This window comes from Ruegeria sp. BE3 (genome assembly GCF_056538865.1).
The window spans coordinates 559,319-584,162 of record NZ_JBQFTW010000001.1 but is presented as its reverse complement, the minus strand read 5'-3'; the positions used below and the strand labels follow the sequence as shown (position 1 = coordinate 584,162).

General features: G+C 56.9%; 26 protein-coding genes. 16 read left to right on the top strand and 10 right to left on the bottom strand.

Annotation, left to right across the window (positions count from 1 at the left end; all coding sequences use genetic code 11):
* Nucleotides 1-97: 97 nt before the first annotated feature.
* The 4 genes from ACR0AZ_RS02865 to ACR0AZ_RS02850 form a co-directional block, all read right to left on the bottom strand.
* Nucleotides 98-664: a sarcosine oxidase subunit gamma gene (locus tag ACR0AZ_RS02865; RefSeq protein ID WP_480666731.1), complete on the bottom strand. Its 567-nt coding sequence runs from the start codon at nucleotides 662-664 to the stop codon at nucleotides 98-100.
* Nucleotides 657-3,671, bottom strand: coding sequence for a sarcosine oxidase subunit alpha family protein (locus tag ACR0AZ_RS02860; RefSeq protein ID WP_480666729.1), 3,015 nt, complete (start codon nucleotides 3,669-3,671; stop codon nucleotides 657-659). The genes ACR0AZ_RS02865 and ACR0AZ_RS02860 overlap by 8 nt, the downstream gene beginning before the upstream one ends.
* Before the next feature lie 43 nt (nucleotides 3,672-3,714).
* The gene (locus ACR0AZ_RS02855; protein ID WP_480469393.1) at nucleotides 3,715-4,044 is read right to left on the bottom strand and encodes a sarcosine oxidase subunit delta; all 330 of its coding nucleotides are present in this window, start codon (nucleotides 4,042-4,044) and stop codon (nucleotides 3,715-3,717) included.
* A gap of 88 nt (nucleotides 4,045-4,132) precedes the next feature.
* Nucleotides 4,133-5,377, bottom strand: a complete 1,245-nt coding sequence (locus tag ACR0AZ_RS02850; RefSeq protein WP_480469392.1) for a sarcosine oxidase subunit beta family protein — start codon at nucleotides 5,375-5,377, stop codon at nucleotides 4,133-4,135.
* Nucleotides 5,378-5,553: 176 nt separating this feature from the next.
* On the opposite strand from ACR0AZ_RS02850, the gene ccmI reads away from it, so the two are divergent.
* From ccmI to ACR0AZ_RS02835, 3 genes are read left to right on the top strand one after another with little or no spacing between them, the layout of a single operon-like run.
* Nucleotides 5,554-6,774 (top strand): c-type cytochrome biogenesis protein CcmI, encoded by a 1,221-nt coding sequence (gene ccmI / locus ACR0AZ_RS02845; protein WP_480469391.1) that lies wholly within the window; start codon nucleotides 5,554-5,556, stop codon nucleotides 6,772-6,774.
* Complete coding sequence (gene ruvX, locus ACR0AZ_RS02840) at nucleotides 6,771-7,235, top strand: Holliday junction resolvase RuvX (RefSeq protein ID WP_480469390.1); 465 nt, start codon at nucleotides 6,771-6,773, stop codon at nucleotides 7,233-7,235. Before ccmI ends, ruvX begins: the two co-directional genes overlap by 4 nt.
* Before the next feature lie 17 nt (nucleotides 7,236-7,252).
* Complete coding sequence (locus ACR0AZ_RS02835) at nucleotides 7,253-7,486, top strand: DUF1289 domain-containing protein (RefSeq protein WP_480469389.1); 234 nt, start codon at nucleotides 7,253-7,255, stop codon at nucleotides 7,484-7,486.
* A gap of 492 nt (nucleotides 7,487-7,978) precedes the next feature.
* On the opposite strand, the gene ACR0AZ_RS02830 is transcribed toward ACR0AZ_RS02835, so the two are convergent.
* From ACR0AZ_RS02830 to dusA, 4 genes are read right to left on the bottom strand one after another with little or no spacing between them, the layout of a single operon-like run.
* Nucleotides 7,979-8,707, bottom strand: coding sequence for a SpoIIAA family protein (locus ACR0AZ_RS02830; protein WP_480469387.1), 729 nt, complete (start codon nucleotides 8,705-8,707; stop codon nucleotides 7,979-7,981).
* A 36-nt stretch (nucleotides 8,708-8,743) separates the two neighbouring features.
* The gene (locus tag ACR0AZ_RS02825) at nucleotides 8,744-9,499 is read right to left on the bottom strand and encodes a hypothetical protein (protein ID WP_480666728.1); all 756 of its coding nucleotides are present in this window, start codon (nucleotides 9,497-9,499) and stop codon (nucleotides 8,744-8,746) included.
* Between the two features lie 23 nt (nucleotides 9,500-9,522).
* Nucleotides 9,523-10,347: a sulfite exporter TauE/SafE family protein gene (locus ACR0AZ_RS02820; protein WP_480666727.1), complete on the bottom strand. Its 825-nt coding sequence runs from the start codon at nucleotides 10,345-10,347 to the stop codon at nucleotides 9,523-9,525.
* A 28-nt stretch (nucleotides 10,348-10,375) separates the two neighbouring features.
* Nucleotides 10,376-11,413, bottom strand: coding sequence for a tRNA dihydrouridine(20/20a) synthase DusA (gene dusA, locus ACR0AZ_RS02815; RefSeq protein WP_480666726.1), 1,038 nt, complete (start codon nucleotides 11,411-11,413; stop codon nucleotides 10,376-10,378).
* Nucleotides 11,414-11,844: 431 nt separating this feature from the next.
* On the opposite strand from dusA, the gene ACR0AZ_RS02810 reads away from it, so the two are divergent.
* Nucleotides 11,845-12,834: a site-specific integrase gene (locus ACR0AZ_RS02810; RefSeq protein WP_480666725.1), complete on the top strand. Its 990-nt coding sequence runs from the start codon at nucleotides 11,845-11,847 to the stop codon at nucleotides 12,832-12,834.
* A gap of 272 nt (nucleotides 12,835-13,106) precedes the next feature.
* On the opposite strand, the gene ACR0AZ_RS02805 is transcribed toward ACR0AZ_RS02810, so the two are convergent.
* Nucleotides 13,107-13,550 (bottom strand): very short patch repair endonuclease, encoded by a 444-nt coding sequence (locus tag ACR0AZ_RS02805; protein WP_480666724.1) that lies wholly within the window; start codon nucleotides 13,548-13,550, stop codon nucleotides 13,107-13,109.
* 85 nt (nucleotides 13,551-13,635) lie between these two features.
* Here ACR0AZ_RS02805 and ACR0AZ_RS02800 point away from each other — a divergent pair, with 85 nt between their 5' ends.
* From ACR0AZ_RS02800 to ACR0AZ_RS02780, 5 genes are all read left to right on the top strand, one after another.
* Nucleotides 13,636-15,150: a DNA cytosine methyltransferase gene (locus tag ACR0AZ_RS02800; protein ID WP_480666723.1), complete on the top strand. Its 1,515-nt coding sequence runs from the start codon at nucleotides 13,636-13,638 to the stop codon at nucleotides 15,148-15,150.
* A gap of 123 nt (nucleotides 15,151-15,273) precedes the next feature.
* The gene (locus ACR0AZ_RS02795; RefSeq protein WP_480666722.1) at nucleotides 15,274-15,498 is read left to right on the top strand and encodes a hypothetical protein; all 225 of its coding nucleotides are present in this window, start codon (nucleotides 15,274-15,276) and stop codon (nucleotides 15,496-15,498) included.
* 14 nt (nucleotides 15,499-15,512) lie between these two features.
* Nucleotides 15,513-17,477: a hypothetical protein gene (locus tag ACR0AZ_RS02790; protein ID WP_480666721.1), complete on the top strand. Its 1,965-nt coding sequence runs from the start codon at nucleotides 15,513-15,515 to the stop codon at nucleotides 17,475-17,477.
* Between the two features lie 12 nt (nucleotides 17,478-17,489).
* Nucleotides 17,490-18,311, top strand: a complete 822-nt coding sequence (locus ACR0AZ_RS02785; RefSeq protein WP_480666720.1) for a hypothetical protein — start codon at nucleotides 17,490-17,492, stop codon at nucleotides 18,309-18,311.
* Nucleotides 18,311-19,075 carry a hypothetical protein gene (locus ACR0AZ_RS02780; protein ID WP_480666719.1) on the top strand — a complete coding sequence of 255 codons (765 nt, stop codon included), beginning with the start codon at nucleotides 18,311-18,313 and terminating at the stop codon, nucleotides 19,073-19,075. The genes ACR0AZ_RS02785 and ACR0AZ_RS02780 overlap by 1 nt, the downstream gene beginning before the upstream one ends.
* Before the next feature lie 16 nt (nucleotides 19,076-19,091).
* On the opposite strand, the gene ACR0AZ_RS02775 is transcribed toward ACR0AZ_RS02780, so the two are convergent.
* Entirely contained in the window at nucleotides 19,092-19,358 is a 267-nt protein-coding gene (locus ACR0AZ_RS02775) for a hypothetical protein (protein ID WP_480552452.1), read from the bottom strand.
* Nucleotides 19,359-19,576: 218 nt separating this feature from the next.
* Between ACR0AZ_RS02775 and ACR0AZ_RS02770 the strand changes: the two genes are divergently transcribed.
* The 7 genes from ACR0AZ_RS02770 to ACR0AZ_RS02740 all read left to right on the top strand — a co-directional run bounded on the left by ACR0AZ_RS02770 (nucleotide 19,577) and on the right by ACR0AZ_RS02740 (nucleotide 24,808).
* Nucleotides 19,577-20,803, top strand: a complete 1,227-nt coding sequence (locus ACR0AZ_RS02770) for a MobA/MobL family protein (protein ID WP_480666718.1) — start codon at nucleotides 19,577-19,579, stop codon at nucleotides 20,801-20,803.
* Nucleotides 20,804-20,927: 124 nt separating this feature from the next.
* The gene (locus ACR0AZ_RS02765; protein WP_480666717.1) at nucleotides 20,928-21,323 is read left to right on the top strand and encodes a hypothetical protein; all 396 of its coding nucleotides are present in this window, start codon (nucleotides 20,928-20,930) and stop codon (nucleotides 21,321-21,323) included.
* A 208-nt stretch (nucleotides 21,324-21,531) separates the two neighbouring features.
* The gene (locus ACR0AZ_RS02760; protein ID WP_480666716.1) at nucleotides 21,532-22,836 is read left to right on the top strand and encodes a hypothetical protein; all 1,305 of its coding nucleotides are present in this window, start codon (nucleotides 21,532-21,534) and stop codon (nucleotides 22,834-22,836) included.
* A 414-nt stretch (nucleotides 22,837-23,250) separates the two neighbouring features.
* Nucleotides 23,251-23,613, top strand: coding sequence for a hypothetical protein (locus ACR0AZ_RS02755; protein WP_480666715.1), 363 nt, complete (start codon nucleotides 23,251-23,253; stop codon nucleotides 23,611-23,613).
* A gap of 81 nt (nucleotides 23,614-23,694) precedes the next feature.
* The gene (locus tag ACR0AZ_RS02750; protein WP_480666714.1) at nucleotides 23,695-24,108 is read left to right on the top strand and encodes a hypothetical protein; all 414 of its coding nucleotides are present in this window, start codon (nucleotides 23,695-23,697) and stop codon (nucleotides 24,106-24,108) included.
* Nucleotides 24,109-24,282: 174 nt separating this feature from the next.
* Nucleotides 24,283-24,543 carry a pyocin activator PrtN family protein gene (locus ACR0AZ_RS02745; protein WP_480666713.1) on the top strand — a complete coding sequence of 87 codons (261 nt, stop codon included), beginning with the start codon at nucleotides 24,283-24,285 and terminating at the stop codon, nucleotides 24,541-24,543.
* A gap of 7 nt (nucleotides 24,544-24,550) precedes the next feature.
* A complete protein-coding gene (locus ACR0AZ_RS02740) occupies nucleotides 24,551-24,808 on the top strand; it encodes a pyocin activator PrtN family protein (RefSeq protein WP_480666712.1) in 258 nt (85 codons plus the stop codon).
* The last annotated feature ends 36 nt before the right edge of the window (nucleotides 24,809-24,844 follow it).

Below are 24,844 nucleotides of genomic sequence, written 5' to 3'. Positions count from 1 at the left end.
AGATCCGACTTTCATTTAGACAGAAGTGCCTTGGGATTGAGGCCGAAGGCCGAGGGGGCAAAGCCCCCGCACCCACATATCATCAGGCGATCAGGGCTTAATAAACCCCGACCTCGCTGCCAGGCTGCGCCGCAACCTTCAGCAGTTTGAAGGCATAATCCGCGGCGGAACGGAAGCAAACGATGCGGAAGGTCTCGGCGTCGTCCATCCAGAAGGCACCAGCCACCTGCGCGAGGCGCGAACGGCGGATCTGGCCCGGTTGGAACGCCGCAAGAGACAGGTCGACCGGAGCAACCTTGCCCAGAACTTCGCGCGCTTTGCTGCCCGAGACCGTAAACACCGCACGGGCATCCGAGACATTGGCGGCCAGCGCATGCGTACCGCCAAGCGCGTTGGTCATCGCGGCCAGTTTGGCCTCCACCTCAGCATAGGGCACAAGCACCAGTAGCTCGTCGGTGGACATCCAGCACACGCCGGTATCACCCTCGACCAGAGCCTCTCGCTGACCAGGCATCTTCTTCCCGGTGGCGTCCTTGACCGCCTTGGCCAGCACCTTGTCGGACAGGTCTCCGCGCAGCGTGATCATGCCTTGCAGGCCGCATTCCTCGACCTTGGCGATACCGTCATAGCTGGCGTGGTTCAGTGCGCTGATGGGTTCAGACATTCTGCTTCTCCCCGTCCTTATCATAGAAGATCGGGTCCACGATCTTGGCTTTGTAAGTTTTGTCGTCCGTTCCCGGGAATTCGATAATCTCGCCCATACGGTCAGGGCCGTGCTTGACCAGGCCCATGGCGATACCTTTAACCAGATTGGCCGAGTAGTAGGTCGAGGTGACACGTCCAATCATGTTGCGTTGACCGTTGGCGTTGACGCCCTCGCCTACTGCATAAGCACCGTCGGGCAGAACCGATCCATCCACAGTCTCCAACCCGACCAGTTTCCAGCGTTCAGGATCAGCCATGTGGGTCCGCGAATGGGCGCGTTTGCCGAGGTAGTCTTCTTTCTTTTTGGACAGCGCCCAGTGCAGCCCCAGATCCTGCGGGATCACGGTGCCATCGGTCTCATCACCGATCATGATAAAGCCCTTCTCGGCCCGCAGGATGTGCAGACATTCGGTGCCGTATGGCATCACGCCGAACTCTTTGCCTGCATCCATCAGCGCGTCCCAGAACGCCTGCCCCTGACTTGCAGGCACGGCAATTTCATAGGACAGCTCGCCCGAGAACGAGATACGATAGGCGCGGCAATCGAAGTCACCGATCTTGCCATCGCGCCATTCCATGAACGGCAGCGCCTCTTTTGAGACATCCATGCCGCCAAGTTTCTCCAGAACCTTGCGGGCATTAGGGCCAACCACGGCGACCTGAGCGTACTGCTCGGTCACGTTGGCCACATAGACCTTCCAGTCCCACCACTCCGTTTGCAGCCATTCTTCCATGTGACCATGGATACGCTCGGCCCCACCGGTGGTGGTGTGGCATAGCCATGTGTCCTCGTCGATACGGGCAACAACGCCGTCATCGATCAGGAAGCCGTTCTCGGAACACATCAGGCCATAGCGGCATTTGCCGACCTTTAGCGTGGACATCATGTTGGTGTACATCATGTCGAGGAACTTACCCGCATCGGGGCCTTTGACGATCAGTTTACCCAGTGTCGACGCATCCAGCAGACCGAGGTTTTCGCGGGTGTTCTTGACCTCACGGTTCACCGCGTCATGCACGGATTCACCGGGACGGACATAGACGTATGTACGGCGCCAATGGCCGACCGGCTCCCAGTCCGCGCCGTTCTTGTCGTGCCAATTGTGCATCGGGGTTTGACGGATCGGCTGGAACACCTCACCACGCGCCTCACCGCCAATCGACGCCATCGAGATGGGGGTATAAGGTGGGCGGAAGGTGGTGGTGCCGACTTTTGGGATCTCTGAATCCAACGCATCAGCAAGGATCGCCAGTCCATTGATATTGCTTAACTTACCCTGATCCGTCGCCATGCCTAGCGTTGTGTAACGCTTGGTGTGTTCGACGCTTTCATAGCCTTCGCGTGCGGCAAGCTGAACGTCCGAAACTTTCACGTCGTTCTGGAAGTCCAGCCACGATTTCATGCGCAGGCCAATCTCGGCATTCGAGGGCATCAGCCAGACGGCTGCCATCGGGGCTTCGGCTGTGGTTTCGCCAACCGGCGCTTTGGTGCGCTTCGCGCTGAACCCGGCTGCCTTGGCTGCCGCTTTACCCGCTGCATCCGCATCGGTCAGAACTTTGCCCAAAGCCAGCGGACCGTTCGAGGCCCCAGCGGCGAGCACGAAACCTTCGCCATCGGCCCCCAGCGGAGGACGCGATGGGTCGGGGCGGAAATGCGCGTTGGCCTCATCCCAGATCAGCTTGCCACCGCAATGCGACCACATATGCACGACCGGGGACCAACCGCCCGACATGGCGACCGCGTCACATTCGACCTCTTCCCGAGCGCCGCCAATTCCCTCTTGATTACAGATGGCAACCTTCTTGACACGCTTGCCACCTTTGACCTTGGCGATCGCCTTGCCGGGATCAACGCGGATACCCAGCTGACGCGCCTCTTCGGCGAGGGGGCCGGCCGTGTCGCGCGCATCAACCACACGCAGGACATCCACACCGGCCTGTTTCAGGATGATCGCGGTCCGGTAAGCGTCGTCATTATTGGTGGCGACAATCACGCGCTCACCCGGTGTTACGCCCCAGTTGACAACATAGTCGCGCATGGCCGACGCCAGCATGACGCCCGGCACATCGTTGCCCGCAAATGACAGCGGACGCTCGATGGCACCGGTCGCGGTCACGACCTGTTTCGCACGAATGCGCCACAGGCGATGACGTGGGCCTTGCGTACCCGGCTTGTGGTCTGTCAGGCGCTCATACCCGAGCACATAACCGTGGTCATAGACCCCCGCGCCCATGCAGCGATTGCGTATGATCACGTTGTCCATTGTTTCGAGTTCGGAAACCAATTGTTCCACGAACTTATCCACAGGCTCACCGTTGATGGTTCCGCCATCAACCGGAGCGCGACCGCCCCAATGCGCGGTCTGCTCGATCAGCATCACCTTGGCACCGGACTGGGCCGCCACCTTGGCGGCTTGCAAACCTGCGACACCGCCACCAATCACCAGAACATCGGTAAAGTGGTAAAAATGCTCATAGGTGTCCGCATCTCGGTTGTCCTTGTCCGGCGCTTTGCCCAGACCTGCAGACTGACGGATAAACGGCTCGTAGACGTGCTTCCAGAATGGCTTCGGATGGATGAACATCTTGTAGTAGAAGCCAGCCGGCAGAAAGCGCGACAAATGGGTATTGATTGACCCGATGTCGAACTCGAGGTTTGGCCAGTGGTTCTGCGACACGGATGTCAGGCCGTTGAACAACTCGGTCGTGGTGGCGCGCTGGTTCGGCTCGAACCGGTTGCCCTCACCGAGACCGACCAGAGCGTTCGGCTCTTCCGCACCGCTGGCGACAACGCCGCGCGGGCGGTGGTACTTGAACGAACGGCCCATCATCATCTGATCATTGGCCAACAGGGCAGACGCGAGCGTGTCACCCTCGAAGCCCTGCATAGAGGTGCCGTTGAAGGTGAAAGAAACCTTTTTAGACCGATCGATCAGGCGGCCTTGTTTTGCGAGACGGGTGCTCATGATGCGGACCTTTCGCAGGCGGTATTACGGATGGCTGTGTGGATCATTCGTATTCTCTCCACGTCCAGCCGGGACGTTTGGCGGTGATGGCGTCCTTGATCTCTTGCGGCGGTTCGGTGGTCTGCGCCGGATAGGTGCCAAAGACCTCAAGCGTATTCGTGCAGCGCGCGGCGTGGAACCACTTGCCGCATCCATTGGCATGACGCCAGCGTTCGAAATGGACGCCTTTTGGGTTTTCGCGCATGAACAGATAGTCGTGGAACTCATCATCCGACGAGCCCGGGCCATAACGCTTCAGATGCGCCTCGCCGCCAGCGGCCAGCTCAGTTTCTTCGGCATCGACGCCGCAATAAGGGCAATTCAGGATCAGCATGTGATCATCCTCTTGGCAGCAGGCGAGACGAGGCTGCCTGCGAAATCTGCATGACGGGAGTGCGAGATTTTTCGACGAAAAATCTTCATCAGTGCGCCACCCCGGCCGCGACGCTTTCGTCGATGAAACGGCCCTCTTTGAAGCGGTCCAGCGAGAAGGCTTCGGTCAGCGGCGAATGACCCGTAGCCATCAGCTGTGCCATGCCCCAACCCGACCCCGGAATGGCCTTGAAACCACCGGTGCCCCAACCCGCATTGATAAAGCAGCCTTGCAGCGGTGTTTTCGACAGAATGGGCGAACGGTCGCCGGTCATATCCACAATCCCACCCCACTGGCGTAGCATTTTCAGACGCGAGATCATCGGAAAGGTTTCGACTAATGCGCGGACGGTTTCCTCGATGTGATGGAACGAGCCCCGCTGGGTGTAGTTGTTGAACCCGTCCGTACCGCCGCCAATCACCATCTCGCCCTTGTCGGACTGAGACATATAGCCGTGAACGGTATTGGCCATCACGACCACATCCATGCAGGGTTTGATCGGCTCAGAGACCAGCGCCTGCAGCGCAACGGCTTCCAGCGGCAGACGGAAGCCAGCCATCTCGGCCAACTGACCCGAGTGTCCAGCAACTACAACGCCCAGCTTGTCACAGTCGATGGCCCCTTTTGTGGTGTCGACCCCAACAACACGACCGTTCTCGGACCGTACGCCAGTGACTTCGCATTTCTGGATGATGTCCATGCCCATGGCTGAACAGGCGCGGGCATAGCCCCATGCCACGGCATCGTGCCGCGCGGTGCCGCCACGTTCCTGCCAGAGCCCGCCCAGAACCGGATAGCGCGGGCCTTCCAGATTGATGATCGGCACCAGTTCTTTGACACGTTCGGGGCCGATCCACTCGGTTTTCACACCCTGCAGTGCGTTCGCATGCGCCGTACGCTGATAACCACGGATCTCATGCTGAGTCTGCGCCAGCATGATCACGCCGCGTGGGCTGAACATGACGTTATAGTTCAGCTCCTGGCTCAAATCTTCATACAGGCTACGCGCCTTTTCGTAGATCGCCGCCGACGGGTCCTGCAGGTAGTTCGACCGGATGATAGTCGTGTTCCGACCGGTGTTGCCACCGCCCAGCCAGCCTTTCTCGATCACGGCAACATTCTGGATGCCGTAGTTCTTGCCCAGGTAATAGGCCGTCGCCAGGCCATGCCCGCCGGCACCAACGATGATGACGTCATAACGCTTCTTCGGCTCGGGCGAACGCCAGGCGCGTTCCCACCCGGTGTGATAGCGCAGCGCTTCACGCGCCACAGCAAAGGCTGAGTAGTGTTTCATAAGCGAATCCATCCGGTTCGGTGATTGGGCGCAGATATGCCGTGCCCGGACAGTTTACCCACGCCGCACAACGTCGCAATAATGCACTATTGCGACATGAGCGCACCTCGCGGCCATTTGTCCCTTTTGTCGGCGGGCTCAGAGGTCTAAATCAGGGCAACATTTTCGGAGGGACCATGCCGTTCTGGGTTCTCATATTCCTCATCGCCCTGCTGATCGCCGGATTTCTGGGGTTCGCTCTGTTGCGCGGCCGCCGTTTGGAAGAGCCGGCAGCTGCCTATGACCTCAGGGTGTACCGCGAACAGCTTGCGGGCGTTGATCGGGATTTGGCGCGTGGCGTGATCGCTGACGCAGACGCCGAACGCGTGCGCACCGAAATCTCACGCCGCATTCTGGCCGCGGATGCACAGATGCGGGGCGAGGCCTCGGCTGCGGGGCCATCGCGCGCAGTTTCCGTCATCGCCTTGATCTTGATAGCAATCATACTGGTGGGTGGCGCATTGGCGATGTATCGCCAGATGGGGGCTGCAGGTTTCCCTGACATGCCGTTGACCGCCCGATTGGAGATGGCCGACGATCTGCGCACCAACCGTCTCAGCCAGCTTGAATCCGAGGAATTGGCACCGCCGGTTCAGGTGCCTCCACTGGAAGAAAACTATGCCACCTTGCTGAACCGCCTGCGTGAAACTGTGGCCGAACGCCCGGATGATCTGCAGGGGCATATCCTTCTGGCGCAGCACGAAACCAACGCCGGAAATTTCAAGGCAGGCTACGAAGCGCAATCGCGAGTCATTGAGCTGTCTGGCGCGAACGCTCCGGCCGAAGCTTATTCTGATCTGGCTGAAATGATGATTCTGGCTGCCGGAGGATATGTCTCTCCCGAAGCTGAAACCGCATTGCGTCAGGCGCTGGAGCGTGACCCGACCCTCGGCCCGGCCCGGTACTACTGGGGTCAGATGCTGGCGCAAACCGGGCGGCCTGACATGGCCTATCGCGTTTGGCTTGAGACCTTGAACGACGCCCCAGCTGGCGCGCCCTGGGCGAGCGCGATCCGCGCACAGATCGATGAGTTGGCCTTCCGCGCCGGGGTGTTCAACGCGCCCGACTTTTCCGCAGCATCCGGCCCCAGTCAGGACGACGTAAGTGCTGCCGCCGAGATGTCGCCGGAAGAACGACAGGAGATGATACGGGGCATGGTTGATGGCCTCTCGGATCGTCTGGCGACCGAAGGCGGAACGCCTGAAGAATGGGCACGCCTGATTGCCGCTCTGGGTGTGTTGGGCGAGGGTCAGCGCGCCATAGACATCAGAAACGAGGCCATGGAGGTGTTCGCTGGCGACGCCGAGGCGCTGCAGATGATTGACGCTGCCGCGCTGCAAGCCGGAATCGCGCAATGATCCATGACGCGTTCGAAGATTTCGCTGCGTCTCTGGCTCCGATGTCCGCCCTGATGGGGCTGGACCTGGGTGAGAAGACCATCGGCGTTGCCGTCTCGGACCGGATGCGCGGCGTGGCCACCCCGCTTGAGACGGTCCGGCGCAAAAAGTTCACCCTGGATTCCGCACGGCTGATCGAAATCGTGACCGAGCGTGAGATCGGCGGAATCGTCCTCGGCCTGCCCCGCAATATGGATGGCAGCGAAGGACCCCGGTGCCAGTCCACCCGTGCATTTGCGCGAAATATGACCCGCCTGACGAACCTTCCCATCGGTTTCTGGGACGAACGTCTGAGCACCGTTGCCGCAGAAAAGGCCCTGCTTGAGGCGGATACGACACGAAAGCGTCGCGGACAGGTTATTGATCACGTCGCAGCTGGTTATATCTTGCAAGGGGCGCTGGATAGGTTGCGCTTTCTTTGACGGATGAGGGAACGCAGATGACAAACATGGTTTGGAAACGGGACGAGGTCGAAAGCCCTTGCATCCAGATCTGCGTTGTTCATCCGACCGAACGCATCTGCACCGGGTGTTATCGTACTATTGATGAGATCACCCGCTGGTCCAAGATGGACAGTTCCGAACGTGCAGAAATCATGCAGGAATTGCCGGACCGCAAACCGCGTCTGGCAAAGCGCCGCGGCGGACGTGCCGCGCGACTGAATCGTGACTGATCATCTGCGTATTTCAGGTCGTTGCTTTTCTCGGGCTTTGTAGAACTCAGGCGTTGGCGACAGATCACGCTGAAACAGCTCCATAATCTCGGTCTTTTCCATCCGATTCCTGTCACTGATCTGCTGGGACAGATCGTGCCCCGACCGATTGCGCGGTGACGCGGACACGGAACTTCCGTCAAAAACACTGGAAAGCAACTTCTTCAAAAGCATCTTTTTCCTCCCACCGAGTCCAGACAAATGCCAGCGGTTGCTCACCTCATGAGGTCAACAATACAGCGCACCTGCAAATCTGGGTTGTTAGCAGCAATGCGGCGCATGTAGTGAACCGCGGAGGGGGAATAAGGGGGAAAAGCTGCGATAATTTAGCAGAAAACTGCTTCGCCCAAGTTTCCTTATGACACTTCAATGCCTTGCCGAAATTACACGGATAAACGCTGCGTGATTTGTAACGCCGCGTCACTTTGATCGTACCTTTAAAGCCTTGACGGATCAGCCTGCCACCAACCAGGATTTGGCGTGCTCATAATCCTCCGCAGAGAAATACTCGGTGCGGGTACCCAGAACGTGGCTCGCCATACGTTGCGCCATCTTCTGCCAGGTCCTGTCTCCAACAATCGCGGCGCGATCCAGCTGCCCGATATGCCCAGCGGCAAGGCGGAAATGCGCGCCCATCGCCGTCAATCCCTGCCAGCTGTCGAATTCCCGCAGATCAATCAGCAGCCGAAATCCTTCGCGATTTTGCAACAATGCATCCAGATCAATCTGCGCCTGCTTGTATTCTTCGGAATCGAGCTTTCCCATCAGGCTGATCTGAATACAGGGACCGCCCAGATCGGTCACATGGATCGCGCCCAGGGATTCGCGAATCCAACGGCGGGCTCCTTCCAGTTCGGATATGTCGAACACATGCACCGGACAAGGCAGGATCGGCGCGGCCAGACGGACGCTGGTTTGCACCCACCCCTGATCGGCCACAACTCCAATCCGGTCGAACCCGCGCCAGTGGCTGAGCCCCAGCTTTGTATCCGACCAGGCCGCACCCAGATCGTATCCCTTGAACTCGGATGTCACGATTACCAGAAGGCGAATGGCGTCATGCTCTTCCAGTGCAGCCTCGATCGCGGGAACAAGCGTTGTCGCATAATCGGTGCTGGTGACTTCACCAGACAGCTCAACCTCGATCAGGGTGCCATCGGCGTTTGTGTGAACCGTAATCATCGAACCAACCCTCCAAAACCAAAGAATGGCAGGAAGTTACGGGGATTCGAGCCATTGCGCCACTCCGCCGGGAAACTCGGGGCGGAAATAGGCGATCATCCGGCCATCCGGCCCGGCCCGCGCCCCTTCGGCCCAGGGCGCGACGCCATGAAGGCAATGGCGGTGCAGCAGATAAGCCTCACCCGGGCGCGCAGGCAGTTCGATTCGCGGGCAGGTCTCGAACACTTCACGCCGAGCAGCCTGATAGATGTCGGTGATATCGGCACTGGCCAATTGATCCCGCGGGGTATCCTTCAGCGCCTCGCGAAACGCCTCGCCAAGGATTTTGTGGCTGCCATCCCAAACGACCATCGGAGCTGCATCGGCACTGGCCTCGGTCAGCGGGATCCCCAATATCCACGCATGCGGTTCATCGACCCGACGCCGCCGGTCAGACCCCATCGGCTTCAGCCCATCCACATGTGCCGCATCCCGCCGAGCGCGATATCGCGCGGCGCCCTCACTTTCGCCGCGCCGGGGTCGCGGGTAACCCGGATAAATCACCGAGACCTGCCCCTTGTGCAGATCAATCGGCCCATATTGCTGATGCGCCAGCGCAATCGCCGACCCAGCCAGAGCCGGAGAGCCAGCCACCCTGCCCTGCACGTCATTTTCCAACGCATCGACCCCAATGAACCACGTCCCCTCGCAATCGTGCCATTTAGCATGCGTCGGATCAGTGACGGATGTTCGTGCCACAGGCAGAGCATGCTCGACCCAATCCACCAAAGCCTGTTCGTAAGGGAATTTCACCCATCCCCGCTGGTGAAAGGCCTCTACCACCCCAATGCCTTTCTCAACATGTTCAGCGCAACCAGCGTCAGGAACACTGCGAAGACCCGCCTCAGCGGTTTCGGATCCATCGCGTGGGCCAGTTTCACACCCCAGGGCGCGGTGATCATGGTCATGGCGACGATGATGCCGAAGGCCACCAGATTGACCGCTCCGATGGTCAATGGTGGCCGGTGTTCCGGCGCGATGTTCAGAAACATAAATCCAATCACCGAGGGCACCGCGATGATCACACCGAATCCGGCAGCGGTAGCCACCGCGCGGTGGATGGGGATGTTATAGAGGCTCATCAGCGGGACGCCGAAGCTGCCCCCACCAATGCCCATCAAAACCGAGAGAAACCCGACCGAGGGTGAGAGTGCGGCCCGGCGCACCCCCTTTGGCATAGCATCCCCCAACCGCCATTCGGATTTCCCCAGGCCAAGATAGATGCCGATTACCATACCGAGCACACCAAACAGCGCCTGCAGCAGTTCCGTACGCAGTGCTGACGCCACCAGAACACCAATCACCGCCCCCACCGCGATTCCCGGTCCCCAACCGCGCAAGATGCTCCAGTCGACAGCACCTTTTTTGTTGTGGCTCAATACCGACCGGATTGAGGTCACAATGATCGTCGCCAAAGATGTTGCCAGACACAATTGCATCAACTGCGGCCCGCCATATCCAAGCGTTTGAAAGGCATAGAAAAAAGCTGGAACCAGAACGATTCCGCCGCCAACGCCCAGCAGCCCGGCAAGCACCCCGGCAAAGGCACCGATCACAAGCAAAAGGCCCAGCATCTGGGCCAGCAACATCGTCTCGGGCATTATTCCCCCATACCGGCCCAGAGCCGTCTCAAACCACCCGTTCCACCTGTGACACCCCCGCGACGGTGTCCATAGCCTGCAGGATCACTTCCGGTCCCGCGTTTTCACGTACGGCACCCTCGGACAGCATCCGCCGCCAGCCCCGCGCGCCTGGACGCCCTGCGAACAGCCCCAGCATATGCCGAGTGATCTGGTGCAGTCTTCCACCTTTGGCAAGATGCGCCTCGACATAGGGCAGCATGTCTTGCACCACCTCGATGGGGTCAGCAACCTTCCCCGTTTCGAAAATCAACGGATCAGCCGCAGCCAGAATATCCGTCGGCTGGTGATAGGCCGCGCGCCCGATCATGACGCCATCCAACCCGGCCTTCAGATGCTCCTGCGCCTGCGTCAGCGATGTGATACCGCCGTTAATCGAGATATGCATGTCCGGAAATTCCGCCTTCATCCGGTGCACCAGCTCATAATCCAGAGGCGGAATATCCCTGTTTTCTTTTGGGCTTAGCCCCTGCAACCAGGCTTTGCGCGCATGGATCGTGACCCGATCACATCCCGCCGAGCGGATTTGGTCAAGGAATGCAGGCAGAACCTCCGCGGGTTCCTGTTCGTCCACGCCGATGCGGCATTTCACTGTGACCTCGATGTCCACTACTTCACGCATCGCCGCAACGCAGTCAGCAACCCTTTCGGGCTCACGCATCAGCACGGCGCCGAAGGTCCCGGACTGGACCCGATCCGAGGGGCAACCACAGTTCAGGTTGATCTCGTCATATCCGGCCTCGGCCCCCATTTGTGCCGCTTGCGCGAGTTCCTGCGGGTCCGAACCTCCTAGCTGCAGCGCAACCGGATGCTCCTGCGGGTTATGGTCCAGCAGATGCAGCGCGCCGCCGCGCACCAGAGCGGGCGCCGTGACCATTTCAGTATAAAGCAGGGTCTCAGCGCTGAGCAAACGATGCAGATACCGGCAATTCTTGTCAGTCCAATCCATCATGGGTGCAATGGATAGGCGTGCCGCTCGCCGCACGTCGGAAAACCCTGATTTTTCTTGGTTTTTCGAAACCACCATCTTCAACGTTTTCCTCGTTTTGGCTCGATTTAGCCCCGTTTTTGGGTGCGGTGCTAGAGAATGTAGCACCGACGGCGCCGTGTAGCACTTTTTTCGCCCCAAGTTCCAGCACTCCGGTTCGAGCACTGCCAGGCTACCATCCTACCCAATCAGTTCCGCCCCATTCGGCTCGATCACCCCCGATTTGGGTTTCAAACCCAATCAAACCCGCTTCCGAAAAAATCAAACGATCAGATGTCCCGGCCATGGAAAACCCGTGACTGAAAGGAATTCCCATGGGAACTATCACAGAACGCCTCAAGGCCAATGGCAAACCGAGCTTCACCGTCCAGATTCGCAAGAAGAAAAACGGAAAGGTCATCCTCAACCTGGTCGAGACATTTGCCTCGGAGCAGGCTGCAAAAAGCTGGTTGAAGCGTCGTGAAGACGCCTTGAAAAAGCCGGGCGGCCTGGAACGCGCCGTAAAGGCAAAGACGCGCAAAAGCGTTGCCGATTGCATCAGCGACTACATTGATGCCTCCCCTGAAGGTTTCGGCAAATCCAAGTCTCAGATGCTGAGTTATTTTCAGCGACTGGATTTTGGCGCGTCTGCCATCGAAGATCTATTGGCACGGGATTTCGTAAAAATCGCAATGGAGCTTCTGTCCGGGCTTCAAGCACGCCCCGTTGATCCGCGAAAAGACACTCCTGCACACTACACCTTCAAACCCCGCAAACCGCAAACGGTCAACGGATATATGGTGACCCTGGGCACGCTGATCCGTTTTGGTGGACCGATCTGTGGCGTCACCATGCCGCGCGCTGAATTCGAAGAGGCCATGCGCACCCTTCAACATCAGAAGATCGTCACGAAGTCAGCGCAACGAACTCGCCGCCCCACCCTCAATGAACTCGACTTGTTGATGAACCATTTCGTCAACGGATACCGGAAAAACCCCCGCATGGTACCGATGCACAAAATCGTGCCGGCAGCGATCTTCGAAACCCATCGCCAAGGGGCCATCCTGTCGCAAACCTGGGAAGATTATGATCTGGAGCATGAAGAGATCACCATCCGCAACATGAAACACCCCAGGCAGACCCAAGGAAATGACATGACGCTCTCCATTCAGCAGGAAGCGCGGGCGATCATCGAATCCATGCCTCGCACTGAGGACAGGATTTTCCCCTACAACAGCGATGTCGTCAGTCGTCGGTTCACCGATGCCTGCAAACTGCTGGGGATCGAAGACCTGCATTTTCACGATCTGCGCCACGAGGGAATTTCCCGCCTGTTCGAGATGGGACTGACCATCCCCCAGGTGGCTCAAATTTCGGGCCATCAATCATGGCAATGCCTTAAACGTTACACGCAGATCAAACAGCGTGGCGACAAATACGACGGATGGAAATGGTGGGACGTGGTAACAGCACCCCTGTGATTTGAAGGAAGCCGTTATTTGGCTGTCGAAAGCCAGGGAGGCGACAACATCGCCTTCGATATTCGAAGGACTAACGATTGTGGCCCCCCAGGCCTCATATAGGGGACAATACGGAAGGTTTGAACCTCCCTTCCCTACGTCCCGAAGACAGTGCCAGGGCGGAAATTCCTCGAAAATAAAGGGCAAATACATGGGGAGTTAGAAGAAACGGCCCGGAATGGCAGCATTTCCAGGGCCGCCCCCAGAATTGGTCTTCGACGGCGAAGCCTTGATCACTCAAGAACCTTCCGGCCTGGCTCCGCACTTGTGATGAACTCGACAAGGTTTTCAACGAGGCCTGACGGTGGCTCGCGGCCTATGGCACACTCCCAGACGACACCCACACGCCATCCGGCCTCCTGAAGGTCGCGGATGTTGCGCGCATCCCTTTCCACATTCTGGTGAAATTTTTTTGCCCAGAATTCGACGTTGCTGGAAGGAGTTGTGGCTTTCCGGCACCCTGGGTGGCGGTGCCAGAAGCAGCCATGAACAAACAGAACGGTTTTCCACTTCGGCAGCACGATGTCCGGTGAACCAGGCAACTTTTTGGCATTCAGCCGAAATCGAAATCCTCTGCGATGAAGGGCCTTTCGCAGAACTACCTCCGGCGTGGTATTTCGACCACGAATGCGCGACATCATCCTGGAACGCACTTCGGGTGTGACTATGTCTGCCATGTGATCCCATTCTCGCCGTGACAGGTTTGCCCTGGCGCACATCATGCTCTTGAAGATAAAAGAATAATACAAAGAAGGAACGTAGATGAGCAGTGAATTCGCAATAATCGACCTGTTTGCGGGGCCGGGAGGGCTTGGCGAGGGGTTTACTCAGGCAGGCCGTGATGGCGACGTCAGCATGAAAATCCACTTGTCTGTAGAAATGGAAGCCAACGCCGTGCAGACATTGCGTCTGCGCTCCTTTCTGCGCCGCTTTGGTGAAGAGTTTCCGAAGGAGTACTATGCGGCACTGAATGGGGGGCTGGAGTTTCCCAACTGGTCGGAACTCTATCCGGAAGAATGGAAACACGCAGAGCAGGAAGTCCGGCAATTGGTTCTGGGGGATGCCGGTGTTTTTGACGAAATTGCAGGGGTTCTCGACAAGGTTCGCACAGATTTCCAAGGAAACACCATCCTGATTGGTGGTCCGCCCTGCCAAGCCTATTCACTGGCTGGCAGATCGCGCAACAAGGGCAAGGAGGACTATGTCCTCGAAAACGATCACCGGCATTACCTCTATAAGGAATACGTGAACATCTTGGAGCGCCTCGAACCGGCAGCCTTCGTGATGGAAAACGTCAAGGGAATGTTGTCGAGCAAGGTTGATGGCGGGGGAATCTTCCACCGAGTGTTGGATGATCTTGCCGGGGCTGGACCAGGGTACACCCTGATTCCGCTGAATGCTGCGCCACACCTCGGGGTGGGGCATCCTCCGGCGCGAGATTTCATTCTCCGCGCAGAAGATCACGGTGTGCCGCAAGCACGGCACAGGGTGATCGTGGTCGGCGTACGGAAAGATATCTCTGAAAAATTGGACTTCGGGGAGGAACCCCTCCTTGTTCGCCGAGATCGGCAAACGACTGTTGAAAGAGCGCTCTCCGGGATCCCACGTGTTCGGAGCGGGCTGAGCCGAGGTGATCAACTGGAAGCTTGGATCGATGCGGTACGAGACCAGGCGAAGGAGATCTCAGAGGCAAAGGATGTGCCTGTAGAAGTTAGGAGACGTGCCCGACAAATTGCCAAGGCAAATGAGCTTCCATTGGCACGACAGGCGCGAGCCTACTCTGATGGTCATCAGCTTCCGAAGGATCTGGAAGAATGGTTATTGGACGAAAAACTGGAGGCCGTCCTTCATCATGAAACCAGGGGGCACATCCCCGGCGATCTCGGGCGTTACCTGTTCTCTTCCATCTTTGCAGAGGAGCATCAGAAGGCTCCGAAATTGTCTGAGTTCCCTGATTTTCTGCAACCTGAACACAAGAACCGTGAAACAGGGCACTTTGCTGACCGCTTCCGGACTCAGGTAGGTAGCCGCCCTTCGACCACGGTGACGAGTCATATTTCAAAGGATGGGCACTACTTCATTCATCCTGACCCAACACAGTGTCGATCCTTGACGGTCCGAGAGGCAGCAAGGTTGCAGACGTTCCCTGACAACTATTTCTTCCATGGGGGCAGAACGGCCCAGTACCATCAGGTGGGCAATGCAGTGCCTCCGTATCTGGCATTTCAGATCGCAAGCGCGGTTTCCAGCATGTTGAAACAAGCGACGAAAGGGTAATCCCATAGGCTAAAAATAGTTCTCATCTCGAAAATGGGTACTACATTATTCATATGTAGTTGACATTCTGAGTATTGAATAACTATATGAGTCGGGCGCCACGCGAATTGGAGGTGACGGCCGATGGTTGAACGAGACAAGCGACAGAAATTTGAGGAACTCGCCGAGAAGCGCGTGAACAAGGCGATCAAGGATCTCCGCCTCATCGGAAACCTCTCGAACAGGAACAACTACTCGTTCGATGATGGTGATGTTCGGAAAATCATGAAAGCGCTCGACGATGAAATGAGAGCATTGAAGGGGCGTTTTACACAGACCCGCCCCTCGGACCAAGATTTCAAATTGTAAATTAGGAAGATGTGATGTGGAGTTTTCCAAAGGCCGGCCCAGAGCACAGCAATTCAAGTTCGAAACTGAATGAGTTCTTCAACGATCAGGATGCTTCTACGGCTCTGGTTCGAGAAGCCGTCCAGAACTCATTGGACGCCGCTCTTGATCCGGCGAAGCCGGTCAGAGTGCGTCTTTCGTTGGCCTCGTTCCCATGGGAAACCCTCGAGCCATTCCTCCGGACTGGTCAAGCAGGAGAGACCGTTGACAACCACCTGTCGAGCAACGATCTCGGAAAGTTTGCGGAGAGTTTTGCCGGAAAGGAGCTTCGCTGTTTGATTATCGAAGATGAAGGCACCAAGGGCCTTATCGGCGAAACAGACAAGAGCAACGCTCATTCGGGATCCAACTTCGTCGGCTTCTGGTGGAACGATGGGATCAGTGGCAAGGGTAAAGGATCCAGCGGCAGTCACGGCGTTGGTAAAACCACTCTTACTCGTATTTCCGGGATGTCGCTGTTTTTGGCGGTGACAAAGCGCAGCGATGACCAGAAGAGATACCTTCTTGGCTTTGCGAATTTGCCCTATCATCGAGTGAACGGAAGCAGTTATCTCGGCTACGGCCGATTTGGCCAATCGGTTCATGAAGGCGGCAATGAAAAGTTCATGCCAATCGAGGAATCTACTGACGTTGAGAGGTTCCTGTCCGAGTTCTCCTTGAAGCGTGACGAGAGCGGCTTGTCGGTCTTCATCCCGGGCATTCCCAGTTCAGTCGACAGCGGTGGGCTTCTCCTTGCGACGGTACGCGATTACTACTGGCCCATCCTGAAGGGTGATCTTGTTGTCGAAGTCGTCGATCGCCTTTCCGGTGAGACGACGACGGTGTGCGCGGAAAACCTCTCAGAAGTGATCACGCATATTGCAGATCAAGGGGAGCGGCTCAGGAAAGCTGTTTCGGACACTGAACACCGCGTCGGAATTGTGCGGGAGATCCTTGAACTCAAGACCGGCGGGAAGCCAAACTGGTTTGCTGGTAATGAGCCGATCATGACACACACAGCCCATGGAGACATCCGGGGGGCAGTTACCAAGGATTGTTTTTCGGAAGACAACCTTGGAAGGATGTTTTCTGCATTCGAGAAAGGTCAATTGGTTGGGTTCAGTTTCAGCCTGAAATTCGAGACCGTTGATGGGGAGCAGCAAGTCGGTTTGGTCGAAGTATATTTCAAAAAAGATGACTACAAGCTGACCGATAATGCGCAATTCATCCGGAACCAGATCATCATATCGAGGCAACCCTCAAACATCCCGGCAAAGAATGTCACCTGCTTCTTGATCGCTGAAGATCGAGATATGTCGGACTACCTCAAGGAAGCCGAAGAGCCGGCGCATACGAGGTGGTTCCTGAATCGATTCAATGAACAAAAAAGCTTCACATCCGATTGGGCGCTGCGGTTTGTGATGGATCTCCCAGCATACATGTATCGCATCCTTTCTCGGGAAGATGAGGATGCAAACACATACGAGAATTTCGCAGATGATATCTTCTCTGTAATGGAACCGATGGGGATTGGTTCCAAGAAGAAACGTGGACAGAAGCGGAAAAAGTCGGAGGAACCGGATGACATCCCCCCAGTGAAGAGGTCGCCTGCCATTCGGGTCGAAAGGGATACAGAGAACCCGGGTTTCGACCTGCTCCCGGTGGGGAACATTGCCGAACTGTTCGAAGAAGAGGAAGTTGCCTTCCCGGTCGAAGTTTACGTGAAAGCGGCATATGTATCGGCTCTCGGAAAAAGCAGATCATGGCGGGACTACAGCAAAATTGATTTCCAATTTGGAAAGACCATTCCAATCGAGATTTCGCCAAAAGGGGCAGCAAAAATTGTTTCGGCGTCGGAGAATACCTTCACCGTTGAGCTGCTCCAGCCGGAGTTTCGGGTTTCAGCAAGAGGTTTCGATGGAAACAGGGACTTGCTGATCCATCCGAGAATTAAATTGTGATGAGGTTAGCCGATGACCATTCAGCTTGAATTCAACGACACGCATAATTTCACTGGTCGAGCTCGGATCAAACAGAAAAGCGAGCTTTTCTCTTTACAACTCCTTGACCGCAAAGGGGAAACTGTCCGAATACATGCAAAATTCGACCGGGCCGCGATCGAGAAAGAGTGCAAGCTCGACAAAGAAGAACCCAAGGAGTTTGTTCTCGATGTCTTCGCGCTTGGCGACATTCGTCGACATGTGCTTCCGGAATACAGGTCCGAGGATGAAATCGAGTTGGATGAGATCCCGGATGGAGCAAACTTGGAATTTCGCCTGAAGGTGATTTCACGTTCTATAGATGCTTCAGGGAAGATCCTCGCCGCGACAGGTGGGCGTGTAAGGCTCCATACCGGCAGCGGGGACGAAGGCTCAGGAGAACAGAACCAGGGTATCTTCCATCCCAAGCCCTCAACAAGCATTGGGGATCGCATTTGGCAAGTCGGCTGGGATGGGCATGGAGACTTCGAGGTGTTCGTGCACGCCGACTATTTCCACAAATTCGTCGACGATCCACTGTTCGCCGCACATGTCTTCCCCGAGATCGTGAGAAGTGTCGCCACAGGAATTCTTCTGAGATTTGACAGCATCAAGGACATTGACGAGGATTCTCTATTGGCAAAGTGGGTGAGCTTTATTCAGCAACGGCTCTCAATACCCCTCGAGGGAGAAGAAGCTGCCCACCTCAACGATGCAGACAACATTGATAGGCTCGACCTCGTCGAACAGATCGTTGCTGCGTTCACCAGTCAGAAATGGCGGGACGGCAAAACCCTGATCGAGGAGATTTTGTAATGGAGAGAACGCTTTGCGAGTTCAATTCGGATGGTGTGGCCGCCTTTCAGGAACTGATGGATGCGGAGAGGGCAAAGGTGAAATCTTCGCAGCCAGCTAAGGTTTCCGAAGATTTCTTTTCCATGGTTGAAAAAATCGCTGGGGCTTCAGAATTGGTTCGAGAGGTGCCTGGAGCTGACCCAATCGATGACTCCATGGTCTTCGATTCAAGGTACGAATTCGGCCACTATCTTCACGAGACACTTCCTGCCGAATTGTCCAAGGTCCAGTATTCGAATGTGGGACTATGGGCTTGGATATCGGCGGTCTACCTCCCTCAATTGCTGAAGCGATCCAGTCGGGGAAACTCACATGATCTATGGAGTACCTATCGGTATATTCCTCTCGCCTACAGCAAGTTCCGTTACTACAGGCATCTGGCTTTCATTTCGTTCTGGCTTCACAGGCAACTGGGAGAGACTGCTGCGCGCCTGTTCTTGTCTCGGCCCATGTATGAGCACTCCGATGCAATCGAGCAGCTCTATACCTCCGACAAGGATTTCCTGACAACACCGGCTTTGTTGGAGGTGTCGGTCGAAATGTACTTGGATGCCGACAGCGGAGCTATGAAGAAAAAGGCGCTTGGCAAAGAAACCCCTGGCAGCGCCAGACGCTTGGCGACCAAGGTGGCGAAACAGTTGCAAATGAATTTCGACATGCATTCGATGAGCAAGGAACAAGTTTACAGTCTCCTACCTGCCGAATTCGATGCCTGGAAAAAGTAGCGGGTGCAAACAGGGTTCAAGCTTTCTTTTCAGGATCGCCGTTTTTCAAGGCATCTGGCAGCCCCAAAAAACGCCGGTCGGTGGGCCGAGTAATTCTCTTGTGTAACCATGCCAAGGTGGCCTCCCTCTTCGAGGCTTCTAATTGCCCGAGGTGTTCTTGCAAAGCGGCGCCGTAGATGATTTTCCTTCGCGTCTCGTTGCGGCGCTTCTGTTTTTGCGCCTGCGCCTGAAGATCCCTGAGCCGCTGTCGAGCGTGTTCGATTTTCGCTTCCAAATCCGCCATTTCGTTCTCCCATATCGATGGTGGTCGAACAGGAAGTGGTGCCCTGTTTGAATGATCGCTCCTATCTTTGAATAGGTGTCTCACCCTGCCGCCCTGAGCGCGGCCCTCGCACGCCCTGAAAAGGCGATGCGCGCAGTTACGCAAACCGGGGGTTAGCCTGCGCGCCTGGCCGGCGGGGCTTGGGAGCGGATATCGGGATCGGGACCGATATCCTCTTCATGATACATCCAGCAAGTCGACTTGAAGTCGTTGTTCATTCTCGTGCCGATGGCCGCTCCGCCGTCAAGTCCGCCGCCTACACGGCGCGTGCCACTTACCAGGACACGCGCCTCGGCAAGCGTTTTTCCGGCAAAGCCAAGGGAGGGCTTCTGTCACACGAGTTGATAAATTGGAGCGGAAGGCCAGGAGATCTTTGGAATGCAGCAGAACAGGCCGAAAACCGGCGCAATGCCCGCGTCATCCGGGAACTTCGCCCTTCCTTGCCGGCCGAGCTACCGCTGGCCGACCAGGTCAGGCTCGTTCGAGGGTTTTCTCTCTGGCTTCGAGACCAATACGGCGTGGCGGTCCAGGCGAATATTCATGCCCCTCGCTTCAAGAATCCGCACCTTGAAAGGAAAGCACGGGCGAGGCGGTTCTTCCGAAAGAACCCGAAGATTTATGAAGCCGCTCTCTTCGACAGCAAGCGGACCAACCTGAATTTCCATGCGCACATCATGTTGACGACCCGCAAGGTTTGCCCGGAAACCGGTTCGTTCGGCGACAAGACCAGAATTCTGGATGACAGGAAGACCGGCCCCGAAGAGATCCTTCGCATTCGTCAGGAGTGGCAGAAAAGGACCAATGCGGCGCTGAAACGGATCGGCTCGCCGGCACGGGTCGATCTGCGATCCTATGAAGATATGGCCAGGGCCGGAGATGCCCCGGCCGGCCTCATTCCTCAGGATCACCTTGGTCCACGCCGGGCCGAAAGGTCACGCCGTCTGGAAGAAGATGGAGGCGATACCAGCACGGCGGGGCAACGCAGGGCCGAAATCCGGGAGCACAATGATGAGCTCTGGCGCACTTGGCTGCAACTGCGGGCCTTGCAGCGCGAACAGGACCGGTTGGAAGAATCTGCCCGGATTGCAACGGAACGGGAAGCCGCAAGAAAGGAAAAAGCCGACGCTGAAAAACGTCGGCTTCAGGATGCAAGGACTGCTGCGGAAGCGGAGACCGTCGTCGAAACTTCCGCGCAGTTCGACAGCGTCAGGTCGGCTTCGATGTGGGAGATGGCGATTTCTTCGGCCCAGACGGGAGTGAAAGAGCCGTCTTGCGAGCCTCCGGATGAGTTTTCTTCAGAGGTCGATTTGGACGCTTACGAGTCTCCGCCAGCGCGGCCGCAGCCGGAGCCGGTTTTGACGCCGCAGGTTGTGCGGGTACGACGTCGGGGGCATCGACATATGTGAGCACTTTTTCTGCTTCAATCCGGTCGAGGCAGTCGGTCAAATATGCGATCTCTTCCTCCAGCGCCTGAACTTTCTTCGCATGTGCGGCCTCAAGCATGGCAAAGTCGCGTTCGCGGAGAGCGAATTGCCGGACACTCTGTTCTGTCATTCGAGCGATCTGCCCCCGAACGATGGTCTCCACACTCGCTTCAAGTGCAGTCACCGCTTTGCTGATCTGTTCTTGAGTGTCGTCTGGCAGCGGGGTGTCCTGGGGCTGTTCTTCACCTTTCGTTGCAAGATGATCTTCCCAGACCCTGCGAATCCGGGCGTAGTTGCCCTTGCCTTCCAAGGCTTTGTGAATGTCTGTTGCGGTGATCTCTCGACCGAGTTTTTTCTCCAGGATTTCACCAGTTTCGATGATCTTCTCGTCGGAATTGAGAGGGGTGCGAGGCATGACTTACTCCTGTTGTTGCCGTTTGCAGGAGGGACTTGGGTCCGTTTCCAAAAACGGAGAAACAAACTTTCAAACTTTTTTACCTGACCTTGAAAAACAAGGAATGTCAGTAAGTTGATAGGTATGTTTGTTCGTTAGTAAAGTCGGAAAGTTCGTCGGTAAGTAAGTCAGATAAGTTTGTCTGAATGTCGCTGACAGACATTCGGACGCGTTGCTGCCTGGCGCTGGTTTCAGCCTGAAAACCAATTCAAGCCGATTTTTTCCGTGCTTTCCACACGGGACGTAATTCCCTGGGATGAAGCATGTAGATCCCAGCGAATTCGCCCCGCTCGACCAGATTTCAGACCTCTCTGCCGAAGAATACTTCCGCCTGTTGCACCCTGAAGGCTCCCGAGGGCGTGCGGCGGTTCTGTGCAAGCAAGGCGACGACGAAGTGGAGAACTTTTCGCTCGAACACGCAGGCATGATCATGCAGATGCCGCTGTTTCTCGATCAAACCAGCTTTCTGACCCTCAACCGCTTCTGGAAGGGGCGACAAGGCAGGCACCTGGCTGCACTGAACTCTCTCTATGTAGATCTCGACTATTTCGACGCCCCGCAATGGTGTGGGAAATCACCGGACGAGGTGCAGGCGGCATATTCCGCGCATCTGCTGGTTTCTGGAATGCCACAGCCATCCATCTTCATCCACACCGGTCGGGGGATCGCTGCTATCTGGCTGATCGAGCAAACCCCGGTTTCGGCGCTCCCGCGCTGGCAAGGGGCGATGCGCGCCCTGATCGAGTTCTCCACATCTTTTGGGGCGGATATGGCCTGCCGGGATGCCACAAGGGTTTTTCGTATCCCCGGCACCATCAATGAAAAATCCGGCAAGGAGGTCCGTATCTCGGGCGGCACCGGAAGGCGTCATGGCTTTGATGCCCTGGCAAATCAAATCTTCAGGGCCAGTGGCAGACCGACCCGCGAGGAATTGGAGGAGCGTAAAAAGCAAAAGAAAGGGAAGAAGCGGCCCAGCGGCATATCAGTGCCCAAAGGGCTGCCGCAGGCGAAGCGTTTCAAGCTGATCCTGGATGATCTGGAAATCTTTCGAAATGCCCACGGCGGCGTGATCCCGTCAGGCTTGCGGAACACCTGGCTGCATTTCCATGCGACTTGCCTCACGCACATTCCCGGCATCAGGGACATCGAAGGGGAAGTGAAGAAGATGGCCGCGAGGGCAACACCCGGGCTGAAGCCCGGGGAAGTTAATGCGATCGCCAAACAGGCCGAGAAGAAGGCCAGGCTCACCAGAACGGCGTCGGTCTGGGGGGATGGTCGATATCATTACAAAGGCGCGACGATCGCCGATGGACTCGGCGTCACGCCCGAAATGGCGCGCCGTCTTGGCCTACAGCAGGTCATCCCGGTTTCGGAAAGAAGGCGTCGTAAGGCGGAGGCGGAACGGCAGCGTCGCTCTGGGAATGGTGCCGTGTCCCGGGAGGAATACTTGGCAAAGAACAACGCCTCGCGTGAAAAACCCTGGGAAAAACTCGGCATCGGCCGAACCAAGTATTACGAGCTGAAACGCGATGGAATGCTCCCTGTTCTGGAGGCAGCGTGATGCCGGACAGGTCCGTGCCCGTTTCAGGGGCGTAGCCAGCGGCCCTGGCCACGCCAGGGGGAGAAAAGCGCCCCCACCCACCTCCCCAACGGCATATGCCACGAGCTATCAGGACATGAAGCCTACGGCGGACAGCCCCGCGGCAACAGCGTCGGCACAGACATGTCCGGAGAAATCTCCGAGGATTTCCAAGATGGTCGGGCAAACCCTGATGGATCCTGCATTTCCGGTCGCACCCTTTGGGCCGAGGGCGCGACCGGAAACGCAAGCTCCTCAGGGGTCGGGTAAAAACGGTTCCTCGTTTCGAGAGTGTGGGTGCCCGGGTCGGCTGTGAATGGCCGGTCCGGGAATGCCCAAGCCCAGCCGGGTCTTGAAGCCGCGCGCGTCCTGCGCTCGGTAACCGAGGAGAACGTGATGTTCGACCTGACTACCCCGGCGCATGGCGAATTGCAGGACTTTCTGCGGTTCCATTCCGAAGCTCTCCAGAATGCATCTCTGCTTCTTGGCGGAAGACCTGCGTTGAAGGCGACTCTCGCGCTGATCGACGATGTCTGCAACGCCCCGGTACTCACCCGGCGTCTGCAACAGGGCCTGGCGCGTCTCCATGAGTTGCTCTCGCTGGAGCATGTGCATGATCCAAACCGACCGGAAGCTGCATATTTCGCGGATCTCGACCCCAGTGCCCCTTACGTCGAAGACCTGTGCCTGCTGACCGAAGCCCTCCAGGATGTCCTGCTCCGGCTTTTCGACCGGCTGGACTTCCCGCGCGCCGCGTGAGCGCACCCGCCGGTAGGGTCCTCCTCCCACCGGCGTCTTGAGAGGCCGCACGGGGCGGCCTCACCAACTGGAGGATCCAACATGGATATCGAGACCGAACGCGAGGTTCACGAGCTGACGCTGGCGGCAATCTATCATGGTCGCCTGCTTGCCGGCGAATGGCAGGAAACGGGGCTCGTGCCTCTGGGCACAACGAAACAACTCACTCAGGATCTGCTGCAGAACCTCCATGAGCGACGCGGATTGGAGGAATTGGATGAGGATCGCCTTCACCTGCTGGGTGAGCATATCAGAAAATTCACCAACCAGTATCGTGAAGGCCTGGGTGATCGAGCGCTGAAGCAGAATATCGAGACCGAGCAGATCTTCGACGCGAAAGCGATTGATCTCATCAATCTCGCATGGCGATGGCGGCAGCTGCGTGGCGCCAAGCGCGCGCTCGATGACAAAACCGCTGCCATCCGCGAAACCGAAAAGTTGCTGGTTCAAGTGTGAAACTGGTTTTCACTTCTGCCACCTTTTTCGCACGAAAATGAGGTTTCAAACCCCTACAAAAATTCCTTCTGCAAAAATCGATTTGAGCCATTTCCTCAAAACCGTCGCCGTGGGTGGCGGTTTTCGCAACCCAGGCAGCCCCTACGAAAAGGCTGTCAATCAAGAGGAAATCCAATGAACACGGCGATCATGATGATGGCAATGTACAATGCAAAAGCGATTATCGACACGGAAACCGTCGCGCGCGATTGGTTCAAACTGTCTGTCGGGAAGTTCCACGAAAAGATCCGAGCTGGGGAAATTCTGCTACCACTCGTGCTCATGGAGGAAGAAAGCCAGAAATGCGCCAAGGGCGTCCATCTGATGGATTTGGCGGACTACGTTGATGAGAGACGGGCCGCCGCCGCGAAAGAACTGAAAATGCATGCTGGCTGAGACTGATATGACGACGTTGATGCTGCTGTTAGCTCGCCATGATGGACGCGACGAGATCTCCTTCTCACAGATGGCGAGAGAGTACTTTGGCCTTGAACCAGAAGCTCTTGAACGAAAGATCAAGAAGGGACTGATCTGTTTTGAGTTCCCTGCTTGTCGAAAGAATCTACGCACAAGCAAGGTACCCCTGCTCCACTTGGCACATTACATTGAGCAACGACGCACCGCTGCAAAAGCCAGGATGGGCGACTATGCAGCTGAATGATCGTTTGCGGCCTCTTTCCCGCTCTGAGATCCGGCC

Excerpts from the sequence above, each read along its gene's own strand:
- ruvX (WP_480469390.1), top strand. The coding sequence starts at position 6,771 with ATGATCCATGACGCGTTCGAAGATTTCGCTGCGTCTCTGGCTCCGATG.
- ACR0AZ_RS02860 (WP_480666729.1), bottom strand. The coding sequence starts at position 3,671 with ATGAGCACCCGTCTCGCAAAACAAGGCCGCCTGATCGATCGGTCTAAA.
- ACR0AZ_RS02805 (WP_480666724.1), bottom strand. The coding sequence starts at position 13,550 with ATGGCAGACATAGTCACACCCGAAGTGCGTTCCAGGATGATGTCGCGC.
- ACR0AZ_RS02830 (WP_480469387.1), bottom strand. The coding sequence starts at position 8,707 with ATGATTACGGTTCACACAAACGCCGATGGCACCCTGATCGAGGTTGAG.
- ACR0AZ_RS02740 (WP_480666712.1), top strand. The coding sequence starts at position 24,551 with ATGACGACGTTGATGCTGCTGTTAGCTCGCCATGATGGACGCGACGAG.
- ACR0AZ_RS02770 (WP_480666718.1), top strand. The coding sequence starts at position 19,577 with ATGATACATCCAGCAAGTCGACTTGAAGTCGTTGTTCATTCTCGTGCC.
- ACR0AZ_RS02775 (WP_480552452.1), bottom strand. The coding sequence starts at position 19,358 with ATGGCGGATTTGGAAGCGAAAATCGAACACGCTCGACAGCGGCTCAGG.
- ACR0AZ_RS02760 (WP_480666716.1), top strand. The coding sequence starts at position 21,532 with ATGAAGCATGTAGATCCCAGCGAATTCGCCCCGCTCGACCAGATTTCA.
- ACR0AZ_RS02820 (WP_480666727.1), bottom strand. The coding sequence starts at position 10,347 with ATGCCCGAGACGATGTTGCTGGCCCAGATGCTGGGCCTTTTGCTTGTG.
- ACR0AZ_RS02745 (WP_480666713.1), top strand. The coding sequence starts at position 24,283 with ATGAACACGGCGATCATGATGATGGCAATGTACAATGCAAAAGCGATT.
- ACR0AZ_RS02755 (WP_480666715.1), top strand. The coding sequence starts at position 23,251 with ATGTTCGACCTGACTACCCCGGCGCATGGCGAATTGCAGGACTTTCTG.
- ACR0AZ_RS02785 (WP_480666720.1), top strand. The coding sequence starts at position 17,490 with ATGACCATTCAGCTTGAATTCAACGACACGCATAATTTCACTGGTCGA.
- ACR0AZ_RS02800 (WP_480666723.1), top strand. The coding sequence starts at position 13,636 with ATGAGCAGTGAATTCGCAATAATCGACCTGTTTGCGGGGCCGGGAGGG.
- ACR0AZ_RS02795 (WP_480666722.1), top strand. The coding sequence starts at position 15,274 with ATGGTTGAACGAGACAAGCGACAGAAATTTGAGGAACTCGCCGAGAAG.
- ACR0AZ_RS02750 (WP_480666714.1), top strand. The coding sequence starts at position 23,695 with ATGGATATCGAGACCGAACGCGAGGTTCACGAGCTGACGCTGGCGGCA.
- ACR0AZ_RS02835 (WP_480469389.1), top strand. The coding sequence starts at position 7,253 with ATGACAAACATGGTTTGGAAACGGGACGAGGTCGAAAGCCCTTGCATC.
- ACR0AZ_RS02790 (WP_480666721.1), top strand. The coding sequence starts at position 15,513 with ATGTGGAGTTTTCCAAAGGCCGGCCCAGAGCACAGCAATTCAAGTTCG.
- ACR0AZ_RS02865 (WP_480666731.1), bottom strand. The coding sequence starts at position 664 with ATGTCTGAACCCATCAGCGCACTGAACCACGCCAGCTATGACGGTATC.
- ccmI (WP_480469391.1), top strand. The coding sequence starts at position 5,554 with ATGCCGTTCTGGGTTCTCATATTCCTCATCGCCCTGCTGATCGCCGGA.
- dusA (WP_480666726.1), bottom strand. The coding sequence starts at position 11,413 with ATGGTGGTTTCGAAAAACCAAGAAAAATCAGGGTTTTCCGACGTGCGG.
- ACR0AZ_RS02855 (WP_480469393.1), bottom strand. The coding sequence starts at position 4,044 with ATGCTGATCCTGAATTGCCCTTATTGCGGCGTCGATGCCGAAGAAACT.
- ACR0AZ_RS02850 (WP_480469392.1), bottom strand. The coding sequence starts at position 5,377 with ATGAAACACTACTCAGCCTTTGCTGTGGCGCGTGAAGCGCTGCGCTAT.
- ACR0AZ_RS02780 (WP_480666719.1), top strand. The coding sequence starts at position 18,311 with ATGGAGAGAACGCTTTGCGAGTTCAATTCGGATGGTGTGGCCGCCTTT.